The 12,797-nt window shown below is 69.8% G+C and carries 15 protein-coding genes; 6 read left to right on the top strand and 9 right to left on the bottom strand.

The genetic code is table 11. The features are described 5' to 3' along the window. Positions 1-168 precede the first annotated feature (168 nt). The 3 genes from ABZX90_RS34325 to ABZX90_RS34315 all read right to left on the bottom strand — a co-directional run bounded on the left by ABZX90_RS34325 (position 169) and on the right by ABZX90_RS34315 (position 1,728). A complete protein-coding gene (locus ABZX90_RS34325; protein ID WP_351124885.1) occupies positions 169-588 on the bottom strand; it encodes a VOC family protein in 420 nt (139 codons plus the stop codon). A 108-nt stretch (positions 589-696) separates the two neighbouring features. After that, positions 697-1,077 carry a helix-turn-helix transcriptional regulator gene (locus ABZX90_RS34320; RefSeq protein WP_266765847.1) on the bottom strand — a complete coding sequence of 127 codons (381 nt, stop codon included), beginning with the start codon at positions 1,075-1,077 and terminating at the stop codon, positions 697-699. A gap of 237 nt (positions 1,078-1,314) precedes the next feature. Continuing rightward, positions 1,315-1,728, bottom strand: coding sequence for an SHOCT domain-containing protein (locus ABZX90_RS34315; RefSeq protein WP_355211519.1), 414 nt, complete (start codon positions 1,726-1,728; stop codon positions 1,315-1,317). 262 nt (positions 1,729-1,990) lie between these two features. On the opposite strand from ABZX90_RS34315, the gene ABZX90_RS34310 reads away from it, so the two are divergent. Beyond that, positions 1,991-2,239, top strand: a complete 249-nt coding sequence (locus ABZX90_RS34310; protein WP_355211516.1) for a hypothetical protein — start codon at positions 1,991-1,993, stop codon at positions 2,237-2,239. A 197-nt stretch (positions 2,240-2,436) separates the two neighbouring features. Here ABZX90_RS34310 and ABZX90_RS34305 read toward each other — a convergent pair whose 3' ends face one another. Further along, positions 2,437-3,750, bottom strand: a complete 1,314-nt coding sequence (locus ABZX90_RS34305) for a DUF2254 family protein (protein ID WP_355211513.1) — start codon at positions 3,748-3,750, stop codon at positions 2,437-2,439. Positions 3,751-4,134: 384 nt separating this feature from the next. Here ABZX90_RS34305 and ABZX90_RS34300 point away from each other — a divergent pair, with 384 nt between their 5' ends. Further along, on the top strand, positions 4,135-4,332 hold the full coding sequence (locus tag ABZX90_RS34300) for a hypothetical protein (protein ID WP_339131415.1): 198 nt from the start codon (positions 4,135-4,137) through the stop codon (positions 4,330-4,332). A 138-nt stretch (positions 4,333-4,470) separates the two neighbouring features. Here ABZX90_RS34300 and sodN read toward each other — a convergent pair whose 3' ends face one another. Beyond that, entirely contained in the window at positions 4,471-4,866 is a 396-nt protein-coding gene (sodN, locus tag ABZX90_RS34295) for a superoxide dismutase, Ni (protein ID WP_004983535.1), read from the bottom strand. 145 nt (positions 4,867-5,011) lie between these two features. On the opposite strand from sodN, the gene sodX reads away from it, so the two are divergent. Further along, positions 5,012-5,446 carry a nickel-type superoxide dismutase maturation protease gene (sodX, locus tag ABZX90_RS34290; protein WP_351124896.1) on the top strand — a complete coding sequence of 145 codons (435 nt, stop codon included), beginning with the start codon at positions 5,012-5,014 and terminating at the stop codon, positions 5,444-5,446. Here sodX and ABZX90_RS34285 read toward each other — a convergent pair. After that, positions 5,350-5,979, bottom strand: coding sequence for a CGNR zinc finger domain-containing protein (locus tag ABZX90_RS34285; protein WP_351124899.1), 630 nt, complete (start codon positions 5,977-5,979; stop codon positions 5,350-5,352). The two genes, sodX and ABZX90_RS34285, sit on opposite strands and share 97 nt — an antisense overlap. 100 nt (positions 5,980-6,079) lie before the next feature. Here ABZX90_RS34285 and ABZX90_RS34280 point away from each other — a divergent pair, with 100 nt between their 5' ends. Next, on the top strand, positions 6,080-6,838 hold the full coding sequence (locus tag ABZX90_RS34280) for a class I SAM-dependent methyltransferase (protein WP_355211508.1): 759 nt from the start codon (positions 6,080-6,082) through the stop codon (positions 6,836-6,838). Positions 6,839-6,952: 114 nt separating this feature from the next. Here the strand turns inward: ABZX90_RS34280 and ABZX90_RS34275 are convergent, their stop codons facing one another. The 3 genes from ABZX90_RS34275 to ABZX90_RS34265 are packed head-to-tail and all read right to left on the bottom strand — an operon-like array spanning position 6,953 to position 9,659. Continuing rightward, complete coding sequence (locus ABZX90_RS34275; RefSeq protein ID WP_351124905.1) at positions 6,953-7,714, bottom strand: amino acid ABC transporter ATP-binding protein; 762 nt, start codon at positions 7,712-7,714, stop codon at positions 6,953-6,955. Beyond that, positions 7,711-8,676, bottom strand: a complete 966-nt coding sequence (locus ABZX90_RS34270; RefSeq protein WP_351124908.1) for an amino acid ABC transporter permease — start codon at positions 8,674-8,676, stop codon at positions 7,711-7,713. The genes ABZX90_RS34275 and ABZX90_RS34270 overlap by 4 nt, the downstream gene beginning before the upstream one ends. Before the next feature lie 26 nt (positions 8,677-8,702). Then, complete coding sequence (locus ABZX90_RS34265) at positions 8,703-9,659, bottom strand: ABC transporter substrate-binding protein (protein WP_351124911.1); 957 nt, start codon at positions 9,657-9,659, stop codon at positions 8,703-8,705. A gap of 539 nt (positions 9,660-10,198) precedes the next feature. Between ABZX90_RS34265 and ABZX90_RS34260 the strand changes: the two genes are divergently transcribed. Continuing rightward, the gene (locus ABZX90_RS34260; protein WP_351124913.1) at positions 10,199-11,422 is read left to right on the top strand and encodes an NADP-dependent malic enzyme; all 1,224 of its coding nucleotides are present in this window, start codon (positions 10,199-10,201) and stop codon (positions 11,420-11,422) included. A gap of 312 nt (positions 11,423-11,734) precedes the next feature. Continuing rightward, positions 11,735-12,700, top strand: coding sequence for a zinc-binding dehydrogenase (locus tag ABZX90_RS34255; RefSeq protein WP_351124916.1), 966 nt, complete (start codon positions 11,735-11,737; stop codon positions 12,698-12,700). The last annotated feature ends 97 nt before the right edge of the window (positions 12,701-12,797 follow it).

Here is a 12,797-nt window from a genome sequence, read left to right as displayed (position 1 = left end):
GGACGGTTCACTCCGCGGGCGGATCACGCCCGCGGACCACACGGACGTAGTGTCCCTCCCGGCTGTTCCTGGCCGCCGGGTGCCCCCGGACGGCGCCCGCGGGCACCCCGGAACGACGGACGGCCCCCGCCCCCGTCGGAGCGGCGAACCGGCCGGGCGCTGCCCGGGTCAGCCGGTGCTGCGCTTCTCCGCGAAGCGCAGGAGGTTGCCCGCCGGGTCGCGGAAGGCGCAGTCCCGCAGGCCGTAGGGCTGGTCCACGGGTTCCTGGAGCACCTCGGCGCCCGAGGAGCGGACGCGCTCGAAGAGCTCGTCGCAGTCGGTGGTCGAGAAGATCACACCGCGCAGCATCCCCTTGGCCAACAGCTCGGCCATGGCCTGCTTGTCCGCGGGCGAGGCGTCCGGGTCCGCCGCCGGGGGCTCCAGGACGATCTCCACATCCGGCTGGAGCGGCGAGCCGACCGTGACCCACCGCATTCCCTCGAACCCGACGTCACCCCGGACCTCCAGGCCCAGCACGTCACGGTAGAAGGCGAGCGCCTTGTCGTGGTCGTCGACGGAGATGAAGCACTGGGAGAGTTTCAGATCCATGCGTCCAACCTATGGCTTGTCCGCCGGCTCGCGCCTCGGACTCGGGGGCCGGCGATCGCTGCTTTCCCGCGGCCGGATCCGCCGCGGGGGCGCTGAACAGGCCGGGTACTAGAGGCGCGTGCCCGGTTCCGCCTCGGGGTTGCGGTGGCGGGCCGGGCGGGTCATGCGGCGGGCCACGCAGGACGGAATGGGGGCGCCGTGGTCGTGCGGGCGGGCCCGGTAGGCGCTCGGGGTCTCGCCCACCAGCTCCGTGAAGCGCGAGCTGAACGACCCGAGCGATGTACAGCCCACCGCGAAGCACACCTCGGTCACCGTCATGTCGCCGCGCCGCAGCAGAGCCTTGGCGCGCTCGATCCGGCGGGTCATCAGATAGGTGTACGGCGTCTCGCCGAAGGCCTCCCTGAAACTCCGCTGGAAGTGCCCGGGCGACATCAGCGCGGTGCGCGCGAGCGTGGCCATGTCCAACGGCTCCGCGTAGTCACGGTTCATCCGGTCGCGAGCCTGGCGCAGCCGGACCAGGTCTTCGAGGAGTCTGGGATTGCCCACGCCACCAGAATGGCACGCCCCACCGACAACAGGGCCCGGAACGCCCCCGGCCCGGCGCGGGGGAGGGGCGGGTCCGTCGGCCCGCGTGAGGCGGGGGCGGGGGGCAGGGCGCGCCGTCCTCCGGGGATCACTGACCCGGAGGACGGCGGCGGTCCTTCGTGCGCGAGGGTGTGCGTACCGTCAGGCGGCGAGGACCTTGGCCTTGGCCTGTTCGAACTCCTCGGCCGTGATGTGGCCGTGGTCCTTGAGGTCCGCGAGCTTCGCCAGTTCGTCGGCCTTGCCGCTGGTCCCGGCGGTCTCACGGATGTAGGAGTTCATGTCCTCCTGGCTCTGCTGGATGCGCTTCATCTCGCGCTCACCCATGCCGCGGCCCCGTGCGATCAGGTACACGAAGACGCCCAGGAAGGGCACGATGACGACGAAGACGCACCAGCCCGCCTTGCCCCAGCCGCTCAGCTCGTCGTCGCGGAAGAGGTCCCCGATGACGCGGAAGAGCAGCATGAACCAGAGGATCCAGAGGAAGAACCACATCATGCTCCAGAAGACCTGCAGCAGGGGGTAGTCAGATGCCAGATTGAGCGTCGAGCCGTTCATGGTCGAACTCCTGTCGGTTGGGCGACATCTCCGCGAGCGTTGCCTTGGTGTCGGGGCGGATCGAACTGTCGCCGGGCGCCGGGTCGCGATCTCGGGGATTCCGCCCAGGCCCGTCCAGCGGGGGGTTGCGGCCGGTCAGCAGGGCCTGGCGGGTCGGTGCGCAGAGCGCGGTGGTGGGGCGGACGGTGTGGGAGAGTCCGCCAGCGGACAGACGTTCGAAGGTGGGGGGCGAGCGGGGCCGCCCGAACACACGGGGCGCGTCGTGACGACGTCGTCCGGTGTGATCGGCGTGTTCGGTGCGACGTTCGCTGCGACGTCCGGCGCGTCGTCCGGGGGCGGCAGCGGCTGCATCGACGGCGCGGGCCGCACGGGCCCTGCGGGCCGCGGGACCGCGAAGCACGGTTCGGTGTCCTTCGGGCCACCACGGACCGGCCCGGGGCGCGGCACGCCCGGCACGGGCCGGATCTGCCGCTGGATGCAGGCCATGAGCGGTGCCCTCTCTGACGCGTGACGTCTTGCTTCGGCTCCAGAGTGAGGTCACCGCCCGCCCCGCCGCCTCACCCTCCGCGGGTGAGCTCGCGGATCCGGCGCCACGGGCTTCTCGGCGAAGGGCCGTGAGCGTGACCACTGGCCCGGCGTGGTCGCTTTCGCCCTGCTGAACCGCCCGGTCACCGAACGGGTCCCGCCCCGCACTGATCGGCGACCGGCTCATCCGTCGTCCCGGCCTTCCCGGCTCTCCCATCTCCCCTGGCTCCCCTGGCTCTCCCGGCTCTCCCGGCTCTCCTGCGCGAGGGCGTCCCGCAGCCGGGAGAAGCGGGCGCCGAGTTCCTCGTCGACCCAGGCCAGCCGCACGGTGAGCAGCGCGCCGCCGCGGCCCGTCCCGCGCAGGTCCTCCAGGAGTGTCCGGAGGCGGATGAGGACCATCGGGGCGTTCCGGGCGGCCGGGATCACGTCGTCGAGAGCGGTCCGCAGGAAGTCCTCCCACCCCGGCAGCGGGACGACGACGCGCAGGGTGCCCGCACGGTCGGCGACCTCACGCGGCCGGGCCCGCGCCGGGACCGGCCGACGCAGCAGATCCTCCATGGCGTCCAGCGCCTGCACCGCCGTGGCGGGGTCGTTGACCGCCGGGGAGAGCGCCCTGAGCGCGATGTCGGCGAGCAGCCGGAAGGCGAGCCCGGCGTCCTGGTCGAAGACCCGTTCGGCGCCGGTCTCCAGGCCGCGCAGGACGGCGGAGGCGGGCAGTTCACCGTCGTACACCTCGGCGACGGTGGTGCCGTGCTGCACGGTGGTGCCGGGGCTCACCCGCAGCACGACGACCGCGTTCGCCGTGCGTGCCGCGCCCGCCAACAGGCCCTCGTCCACGCGTTGCAGCACCGCGGCGGCCTTCGGCCAGCCGACCGTGGACCGCGGCCTGTCGGTACGGGCCGCCGGTCCGTTCGGCGCGCGCGGATCTCGTACGTCCTCTCGCGAGTAGAGGACGTCGAGGTTGTGCCGCCCCCGTTCGGTGATGGAGCCGAGTACCGGGGCCAGCTGGATCGCCGCCACGGCCCGCAGCAGCAGGTTGCGCAGCAGCGTCAGCAGCAGGAGCAGCAGAACGCCCGCGCTGATCGGCACGACCACCGAGACCTCGTCCCGGTTGGCGATGGTCAGGGCCGCGGTGGCGCAGAAGACGGTCAGCCCGACGGCGAAGGCGAACGTCCGCCACACGATCGGGGCGTCGCGGAACAGGGTGAGGCGTGGCGTGAAGGTGGTGGCCGCCCACTGCACCACCAGGAACAGCACGGAGAAGATGACGGTGGCCGCGCCCAGCACCCCGAATCCGGTCGCGAGCAGCATCTCGGCGACCGGGCGGGACGGGAGCACGGGTCCCCGGGTGAACTCGGGGACGACGAGGCCGAGGCCCAGTCCGACGGCGATGAACACGAGCTGCAGGAGGCCCGCGCGCAACCGCCGTCTTCGGCGGAACGCGGCGCGGCCGGTGTGGACGGAGGCGCCCCGGCCGGCTGCCGCGAGAGCGTTCATCGGACATCCTCCGAGGCGGTCCCGGGGCCGGCGGAACGCGGACCCGCCCCTCAAGGCTCGCCGCCCGCGTCACCACCCGCATCACCCGTCGAAGGTGAGCGCCCGGTCCCGGGCGCGCTGCCCGCTCACCCTTTTCCGGCGCCCGCAGGGCGACGCCGGGGCATGGGCGGAGGGCGGAGCGGCTCGGGCGGAGGGCGGAGCGGAGGACGAAGCGGCGAGGGTCGAAGGTGGAGGGGCGAAGGCGGAGGTGCGAGGGTGGTGAGCGGAAGCGTCCCGAGGTGGGGGATGTCGCCCGCACCGGGGGATGCCACATCGAGGCGCGGGACCGACGATGGCAGGGGATCGCAGCGGACCCCGTGCCCCGGCCCCGAGGGAAGTGCTCGTATGCGCTACGAATTCCGCATCGCCGGCCTTGTTTCGGACACGCTCGCCTCGGCCTTTTCCGAACTCGACAGGGTTCGTACGAAGGAACAGACCCTGTTCTTCGGCACCGTGATCGACGACGCCCATCTGTATGGACTGCTCACCCGGTTCCAGGCACTGGGTCTGCGTGTGATCGAGATGCGCCAACTGCCCGTGTGATCGAGATGCGCCGACTGCCCTAGGAAAGCAGTACGCACCCGGACCGTCGGGACGCCGTTCTCGGCGGCCCGCGGACCGGGTGCGGACAAGCAGGCGATGCGACCCCGGAAAATGCGGGTCGGACGGCCCGGGCAGAGATCAGGCCTTCTTGGTCTCCCAGAAGATCTTGTCGATCTGGGCGATGTAGTCCAGCGCCTTCTGGCCCGTCGCCGGGTCGGTGGACGCCTTCGCGGCCGACAGGGCCTTGAGAGTGTCGTTGACCAGCTGGTGCAGCTCCGGGTACTTCTCGAAGTGCGGGGGCTTGAAGTAGTCGCTCCAGAGCACCGACACGTGGTGCTTGGCGAGCTCGGCGCGCTGCTCCTTGATGACGGTGGCGCGAGCCTGGAAGTGCGGGTCGTCGTTGCCGGCCATCTTTTCCTGGACGGCCTTCACCGACTCCGCCTCGATGCGGGCCTGGGCCGGGTCGTACACACCGCAGGGCAGGTCGCAGTGCGCGCTGACCTTGACCTTGGGGGCAAACAGGCGGGAGAGCATTGAGCTGTCCTTCCTCGTGATCGTCTTCTCAGGTGGGACATTACTCCGTGGGAGACGGGTTTTCGCGAGTGCCCCCATGGGCTTAGGACAAAAGTCCAGGGTGAAACTGGGACTGGTGGAGGATAGGACCGGGGAGGTGCCGGTGATGCCGGAGCTGTCGCAGGAGACCGAGCGGGGGAGGGCCCTGCTGCCCTTCGGGGCGGCGGAGGTGACGGGCCCCTCCATGGTGCCCACACTCCAGCACGGGGATCGGCTCGTCGTGCAGTGGGGGGCGCGGGTGGGGCCGGGTGACGTCGTCGTCCTGCGGCATCCGTTCCAGCAGGACCTGCTCGTCGTGAAGCGGATCGCGGAGCGGCGTGAGGGCGGCTGGTGGGTGCTCGGGGACAACCCGTACGCGGGCGGGGACAGCACCGACTACGGAACCGTCCCCGAGGAACTCGTCCTCGGGAAGGTGCGGTTCCGCTTCCGTCCGCCGAAGGCGGGTCAGCGTTCGCCGTTCGCCGTCGTCCGCTGGGTGCTCGTCGCCGCCAGGCCGGTGCTCCCGGTCCGGTCCGCCTCCAGGCGCTTGCGGGCCCGGTAGGCCGCGACGTTGGCGCGGGTCGCGCAGCGGTCCGAGCAGTACCGCCGGGAGCGGTTGGTCGAGGTGTCCAGGTAGGCGTTGCGGCACGGGGCGGCCTCGCACAGGCCGAGGCGGTCCACGCCGTACTCGGTCAGATGGAAGGCCAGGCCCATCGCCGCGATCGCCGCATAGCCCGCGGTCGCGTTCGAGGGGTGGTCCGCCAGATGCATGTGCCACAGGGGGCGGTCGTCGTCGTCACGGTGGTCGTGCCCCGAGATCTGCGGGCTCACCGGGAACTCGAGGAGCAGGGAGTTCAGCAGGTCCACCGCGAGGGTCTCCTCGCCGGTGTCCGCCGCCTCGAAGACCGCACGCAGCCGCGCCCGTACGGAGCGGAAACGGGTGACGTCCGCCTCCGCCGCGCGGCGGGCCGCCGAGGAGTTGCCGGCGAACAGATCACGGACGGCCTCGACCGAGGTCAGCGCGTCCTTGCCCCGGGCCGGTTCCTCGCTGTTGACGAGGCGGACGGCGTAGTCCGAGTAATAGGCCAGTTCCACTTGTAGTCCTTACGGAGCCGCTCTATCGTCGTGACGGCGGTCGGGTAACAGATGATCGTGGTTACAGGGTATTACGTAGTCGACTGGAGGAGGGGCTTTCATGGCCATCGGCACCGGAACCGACTGGCATGCCTGGCAGCGGAGCTGGGACCGGCAGCAGGAGTGGTACATGCCGGACCGCGAGGACCGCTTCCGGGTGATGCTCGACATGGTCGAGGCCCTCGTCGGACCAGCGCCCCGCGTCCTCGACCTCGCCTGCGGCACCGGCACCATCACCGCCCGGCTGCTCGCCCGCCTCCCCGGAGCCACCAGCACCGGCGTCGACCTCGACCCAGCCCTCCTCACCATCGCCGAGGGCACTTTCGCCGGCGACGACCGGGTCGCCTTCGTCACGGCCGACCTGAAGGACCCCGAGTGGTCCACGCGGCTGCCGTACGACACGTACGACGCGGTGCTGACCGCCACGGCCCTGCACTGGCTGCACAGCGAACCCCTCGCGGTTCTCTACGGCCGGATCGCCGAACTCGTCCGCGACGGCGGTGTGTTCATGAACGCCGACCACATGATCGACGAGACGACGCCCCGGATCAACGCGGCCGATCGCGCCCAGCGACACGCCCGCATGGACCAGGTCAAGAAGGACGGCGCCCTCGACTGGGCCGAATGGTGGGAAGTGGCCGCCCAGGACCCCGTCCTCGCCGAGCCCACCGCCCGCCGCTTCGAGATCTACGGCGAGCACGCCGACGGCGACACACCGTCCGCCGACTGGCACGCGCGCGTACTGCGCGAGAAGGGCTTCGGGGAGGCCCGGCCGGTCTGGCGTTCCCCCTCGGACGCGCTGGTCCTCGCGGTCAAGTAGCCCGCTCGCACGCTCTCGTAGCGGGGGAGGCGTGGGGCGGGGCATGAGGAAGGGGCGGTACGGGAGACCCGTACCGCCCCTTGTTCCCCGCGCTCAGGAGTGTCGATGTCCCGGTCAGAGGACCTTCGACAGGAACGACTTCGTGCGCTCGTGCTGCGGGTCCGTCAGGACGTCGCGCGGGTTGCCGGACTCGACCACCACACCGCCGTCCATGAAGACCAGGCTGTCGCCGACCTCGCGGGCGAAGCCCATCTCGTGCGTGACGACGACCATCGTCATGCCGGACTCGGCGAGGTCGCGCATGACGTCGAGGACGTCACCGACCAGCTCCGGGTCCAGGGCCGAGGTCGGCTCGTCGAAGAGCATCAGCTTCGGGTCCATCGCCAGCGCGCGGGCGATCGCCACCCGCTGCTGCTGGCCGCCGGACAGCTGCGAGGGGTAGTTCTTCGCCTTGTCGCCCAGGCCGACGCGCTCCATCAGCTCCATCGCGCGGTCCCGGGCGTCCGACTTCTTCGTGCCCTTCACCTGGATCGGTGCTTCCATGACGTTCTCGACGGCCGTCATGTGCGGGAACAGGTTGAAGCGCTGGAAGACCATGCCGATGTCCCGGCGCTTCAGAGCGACTTCGCTGTCCTTGAGCTCGTAGAGCTTGTCGCCCTTCTGGCGGTAGCCGACCAGGTCGCCGTCGACGTACAGCCGGCCGGCGCTGATCTTCTCCAGGTGGTTGATGCACCGGAGGAAGGTCGACTTGCCGGAGCCGGACGGGCCGATCAGGCAGAACACCTCACCGGTGTTCACCTCCAGGTTGATGCCCTTGAGGACCTCCAGCGGACCGAAGGACTTGTGGACGCCCTCCGACTTCACCATCGCGGTCATGCCTTGCCCCTCTCACTGCCGAGCCCAAGCATGTTCGTCTTGATCTTGTGGAAGACGGTCGGCGGCAGGCTGCGGCTGGAACCACGTGCGTAGTAGCGCTCCAGGTAGTACTGGAAGACGCTGAACACGCTGGTCATGGCCAGGTACCAGATGGAGGCCACGAACAGCATCTCCATCACGGCGTACGACGTGGAGCCGATCGCCGAGGTGGAGCGCAGCAGCTCGTTGTACGTGACCGCGTACACCAGCGACGAGGTCTTCAGCATGTTGATGAACTCGTTGCCGGTCGGCGGCACGATCACGCGCATCGCCTGCGGGATCACGATCCGGCGCAGCGTCTTGGTGTGGCTCATGCCCAGGGCCTGCGCGGCCTCCGTCTGACCCTCGTCGACGGCCAGCAGGCCGGCGCGGCAGATCTCGGCCATGTACGCGGCCTCGTTCAGACCGAGACCCAGCAGGGCGCACATGAACGGAGTCATGACGTCCGTCATCTCGTTCTTGTAGATCGGACCGAGATTCAGAACGGGGAAGATCAGCGCCAGGTTGAACCAGAGCAGCAGCTGGACATAGACCGGCGTGCCGCGGAAGAACCAGATGTACAGCCAGGCGACCGTACTGGTCACCGGGTTCTTCGAGAGCCGCATCACCGCGAGGACGACGCCCAGCACCACACCCACGATCATGGCGAGCACGCTGATCAGCAGAGTGCGGCCGGCGCCCTGGACGACACTGGACACGAAGAGCTGGTCGGCGACCGTGCTCCACTGGATGTTGCCCTGCGCGAACGCGAAGATCAGCGCCACCAGCAGCGCCAGGACGATGACGCCGCTGACCCACCGGCCCCAGTGCCGGACGGGGATCGCCTTGATGGCTTCCGGGGACGGCCCGGATGCCCCGCTCTTGGACACCGTGTCGCCCGGGGGCGGCGTGTCCGAGGGGGACTTGTCGAGTTTGTCAGTCACGTGACTGCCCTTCAGTGGTGCTCGGCTTACTTGCCGCCGTTGATCGCGGACTGCTCGATCGCCCCGGACTGGGCGCCCCACTTCTCCAGCACCTTCTGGTACGAGCCGTCCTTGATGATCGCGTCGACGGCTTCCTTCAGCGCGTCACGGAGCTCGGTGTTGTTCTTGTTCAGGACGATGCCGAACGGGCCGGCGTCGTACTGCTTGTTGATGACCTCGAAGGCCTTGCCGCCGTCGGCCTTGTTGGCCAGGTCGACCGCCACCGGGTAGTCGTTGATGCCGGCCACCGCGCCGCCGGACTTCACACGGGTCTGGGCCTCGGTGTCGTTGTCGAACGACTCGATGTTGAGGGCCTTCTTGCCGCCGTCCGTGCACTTCTTGGACTGGTCCTTGAGGGCAACCTCATACGTCGTGCCACGCTGCACCGCGACGGTCCTGCCGCAGAGGTCCTCGAGGCCCTTGATGCCCTCGGGGTTGCCCTTCTTCACGTAGATGGCCGTACCGGCGGTGAAGTAGTCGACGAAGTCGACGCCCGCGCCGAGCTTCTTGCCCTTGTCGTCCAGGCCTTCCTGGCGCTGCTTGTTGTCCGTGATGGACGACATGGCGATGTCGTAGCGGCCGGAGTTGACGGCCGTGATCAGGCCGTCGAAGGAGCCCGAGGTGAACGTGAACTTCACGCCGAGCTGCTTGCCCAGAGCGTCCGCCAGGTCGGGGTCGACGCCGACGATCTTGCCGCCGTCGATCGACTCCATGGGGGCGTACTCGGCGTTCGTGCCGACCTTGATGACGCCCGCGTCCTGGATCTTCTTGGGCAGCTTGGAGAACAGCGGGGCGCTGTTGGACTTGGCGGACTCCGTGGAGCTGCCGCCGCCGCTCGTCTGGTCACCGCAGCCGGTGAGGACCAGGGCGCCGGCGACCGCGATCGCACCGACCGCTGCTATCCGGGCCTGAGCGGTGGTACGACGGGTGGTGTGCGCGGTCATGAGGGTTCCTCCGGCGGATGAGGGAGTAGCCGATAGGTCGACGAGAACACACACCTTCGAGTGTCGCGACCTCGTGTAATGACGGCATCTTGCCATTCGGACTGCGGCATTCAGGGTGCCCGCTATGTCAAAATCGGATAACGGGTGACCCCTGAACCACTCGGTGCCCCTCCAGTGTGACCGGATCTTGTGCGGGAATCTTTCCTTCCGGCCGGAAGATCTTCGGCGCATCACGCGATGCGAGCGGCCGCTACGGCGCACTCACGGCCGAACGCGGGCATGTCCGGACGTGTCAATGGATACAGGCATGAGTCATGTCACCGACGTGTGATCTTGGCGTTATGGACTCGTCCTCGACACCATCAGTCCGGTAAGAAGGTTCTTTACACCCCTCATCCGGGGCTCAGGGCGCGTGTGCGGCGCGCCCGTCGCGCACTGGCCCACACGCAACCACGGCGGCAGGGCCTGCGCGGTGCCCGCCCACCCCTCAACCAGGAGTGGTCACCCTCAAACAATGAAGACTTAAGGGGTAAAACAAAGTGGCAGCGGAGATCGTCAATCCTCGCAGCGACAGCAGTACGGATCACGAAGGCGGGGCCGAGCCCCTCGATTCCTTCGACCCGGCTTTCGCGCTGCACCGCGGCGGCAAGATGGCTGTGCAAGCCACGGTGCCCGTCCGCAACAAGGACGACCTGTCCCTGGCGTACACGCCCGGCGTCGCGAAGGTGTGCACCGCGATCGCCGAGCAGCCGGAACTCGTCCACGACTACACGTGGAAGTCGTCCGTGGTCGCTGTGGTGACCGACGGCACGGCAGTGCTCGGGCTCGGTGACATCGGCCCGGAGGCCTCGCTCCCCGTCATGGAGGGCAAGGCCATCCTGTTCAAGCAGTTCGGCGGTGTGGACGCGGTGCCGATCGCGCTCGCCTGCACGGGCGTCGACGAGATCGTCGAGACGGTGGTCCGGCTCGCTCCCTCCTTCGGCGGCGTCAATCTGGAGGACATCTCGGCGCCCCGGTGCTTCGAGATCGAGCGGAAGCTCCAGGAGCGACTGGACATTCCCGTCTTCCACGACGACCAGCACGGGACAGCGGTCGTCACCCTCGCGGCCCTGCGGAACGCCGCCAGGCTGACCGGGCGCTCGCTCGGTGATCTGCGCGCGGTGATCTCCGGCGCGGGCGCGGCCGGAGTCGCCATCGCCAAGTTCCTGCTGGAGGCCGGCCTCGGCGATGTCGCGGTCGCCGACCGCAAGGGCGTGGTGTCCCGCGACCGGGACGATCTGACGGACGTCAAGCGGGAGCTGGCGGAGATCACCAACAAGGCGGGGATCTCCGGTTCGCTGGAGTCGGCGCTCGCGGGTGCCGACGTCTTCATCGGGGTCTCCGGCGGTACGGTGCCGGAGCCGGCGGTCGCCTCGATGGCGGAGGGCGCCTTCGTCTTCGCGATGGCCAACCCGAACCCCGAGGTGCACCCCGAGATCGCCCACAAGTACGCGGCCGTCGTCGCGACCGGGCGGTCGGACTTCCCGAACCAGATCAACAACGTGCTGGCCTTCCCGGGGATCTTCGCCGGTGCGCTCCAGGTCCGGGCCTCCCGGATCACCGAGGGCATGAAGATCGCCGCCGCCGAGGCGCTGGCCGCGGTCGTCGGGGACGACCTCGCCGCGGACTACGTCATTCCCTCGCCGTTCGACGAGCGGGTGGCTCCGGCGGTGACCGCGGCGGTCGCAGCGGCCGCCCGTGCGGAGGGCGTCGCCCGCCGCTGACGTGGTGTGTCTTGCTCGGCCCCGCCGGTTTTCTCCGGCGGGGCCGGTTTTTTTACCCGCGGGAGCGGCCGGGCGGGTGGTTTTTCGCCCCCTCCGCCCCTGCCCTCCCCCAAGGTCTCGGCTTCGCTCGACCAGGGGGGACCCCCATCGTCCCTGGGGCTCCGCCCCGGACCCCGCTCCTCGATCGCCGGAGGGGCTGAACCTTTCGCCCCCGGCGCTGGAAAGGCGGCAGCCCCTAGGTACGGGCCGCGGGACGCGTGTCACACGGAGGGGCGGTTCCCCCGGCCGGGGGCGGAGCCTATCGTCAAGGTCATGTTCGCTGCCTATGCCGCCCGAATCGACCGTGACCAGCCGCTGAACGGCCTGGAGTTGGGGGAGCGCCCGGCCCCCGAACAGAGGCCGGGCTGGACGACCGTGAACGTACGGGCCGCCTCCCTCAATCACCACGACCTGTGGTCGCTTCGCGGGGTCGGTCTCGCCGAGGACAAGCTGCCGATGATCCTCGGCTGCGACGCCGCCGGGATCGACGAGGACGGCAACGAGGTCGTCCTGCACTCCGTCATCGGCCAGACCGGGCACGGGGTCGGCCCCGAGGAGCCCCGGTCCATCCTCACCGAGCGCTACCAGGGCACCTTCGCCGAGCAGGTCTCCGTACCGACGTGGAACGTGCTGCCGAAGCCCAAGGAGCTGTCCTTCGAGGAGGCCGCCTGTCTGCCGACGGCCTGGCTGACGGCGTACCGCATGCTGTTCACCAATGCCGGGGTACGTCCCGGCGACTCCGTGCTCGTGCAGGGGGCGGGCGGGGGTGTGGCCACCGCCGCGATCGTGCTCGGCAGGGCCGCCGGGCTGCGGGTCTTCGCCACCAGCCGGGACGAGGCCAAGCGGAAGCGGGCGCTCGAACTCGGCGCCGTCGAGGCGCTCGAATCCGGGGCGCGGCTGCCGCAGCGGGTGGACGCCGTCATCGAGACGGTCGGCGCCGCCACCTGGTCGCACTCGGTCAAGTCACTGCGTCCCGGCGGCACCGTCGTCATCTCGGGCGCCACCAGCGGCGACCGGCCCTCGCACGCCGAGCTGACCCGGATCTTCTTCCTCGAACTCAAGGTGGTCGGCTCCACCATGGGGACGAAGGACGAGTTGGAGGACCTGCTGGCCTTCTGCGCGGCCACCGGTGTGCGGCCCGTCGTCGACGAGGTGCTTCCGCTCGACCGGGCCCGTGAGGGGTTCGAGCGGCTGGAGTCCGGCGACCAGTTCGGCAAGATCGTGCTGACCGCCGGCTGAGGCCCGTGCCGGGCCGCGCGGGCGGCCGTCGGCGTCGGGGTCGGTGTCGGAGAAGTGTCGTGATGCGGCGGGTCCGGGGTTCCCGGGCTCGCCGTTT

Source organism: Streptomyces sp. NPDC002935, from assembly GCF_040611295.1.
In the GTDB taxonomy this organism is placed as follows: Bacteria; Actinomycetota; Actinomycetes; order Streptomycetales; family Streptomycetaceae; genus Streptomyces.
Note: the sequence above shows the minus strand (reverse complement) of the source record. Positions and strands in the feature narration are given on the sequence as shown.

Bases quoted from the DNA above. Each gene is read 5' to 3' on its own strand.
- ABZX90_RS34325 (WP_351124885.1), bottom strand. From the start codon at position 588: ATGGATCTGAAACTCTCCCAGTGCTTCATCTCCGTCGACGACCACGAC.
- ABZX90_RS34320 (WP_266765847.1), bottom strand. From the start codon at position 1,077: ATGAACCGTGACTACGCGGAGCCGTTGGACATGGCCACGCTCGCGCGC.
- ABZX90_RS34315 (WP_355211519.1), bottom strand. From the start codon at position 1,728: ATGAACGGCTCGACGCTCAATCTGGCATCTGACTACCCCCTGCTGCAG.
- ABZX90_RS34305 (WP_355211513.1), bottom strand. From the start codon at position 3,750: ATGAACGCTCTCGCGGCAGCCGGCCGGGGCGCCTCCGTCCACACCGGC.
- ABZX90_RS34300 (WP_339131415.1), top strand. From the start codon at position 4,135: ATGCGCTACGAATTCCGCATCGCCGGCCTTGTTTCGGACACGCTCGCC.
- sodN (WP_004983535.1), bottom strand. From the start codon at position 4,866: ATGCTCTCCCGCCTGTTTGCCCCCAAGGTCAAGGTCAGCGCGCACTGC.
- sodX (WP_351124896.1), top strand. From the start codon at position 5,012: ATGCCGGAGCTGTCGCAGGAGACCGAGCGGGGGAGGGCCCTGCTGCCC.
- ABZX90_RS34280 (WP_355211508.1), top strand. From the start codon at position 6,080: ATGGCCATCGGCACCGGAACCGACTGGCATGCCTGGCAGCGGAGCTGG.
- ABZX90_RS34275 (WP_351124905.1), bottom strand. From the start codon at position 7,714: ATGACCGCGATGGTGAAGTCGGAGGGCGTCCACAAGTCCTTCGGTCCG.
- ABZX90_RS34265 (WP_351124911.1), bottom strand. From the start codon at position 9,659: ATGACCGCGCACACCACCCGTCGTACCACCGCTCAGGCCCGGATAGCA.
- ABZX90_RS34255 (WP_351124916.1), top strand. From the start codon at position 11,735: ATGTTCGCTGCCTATGCCGCCCGAATCGACCGTGACCAGCCGCTGAAC.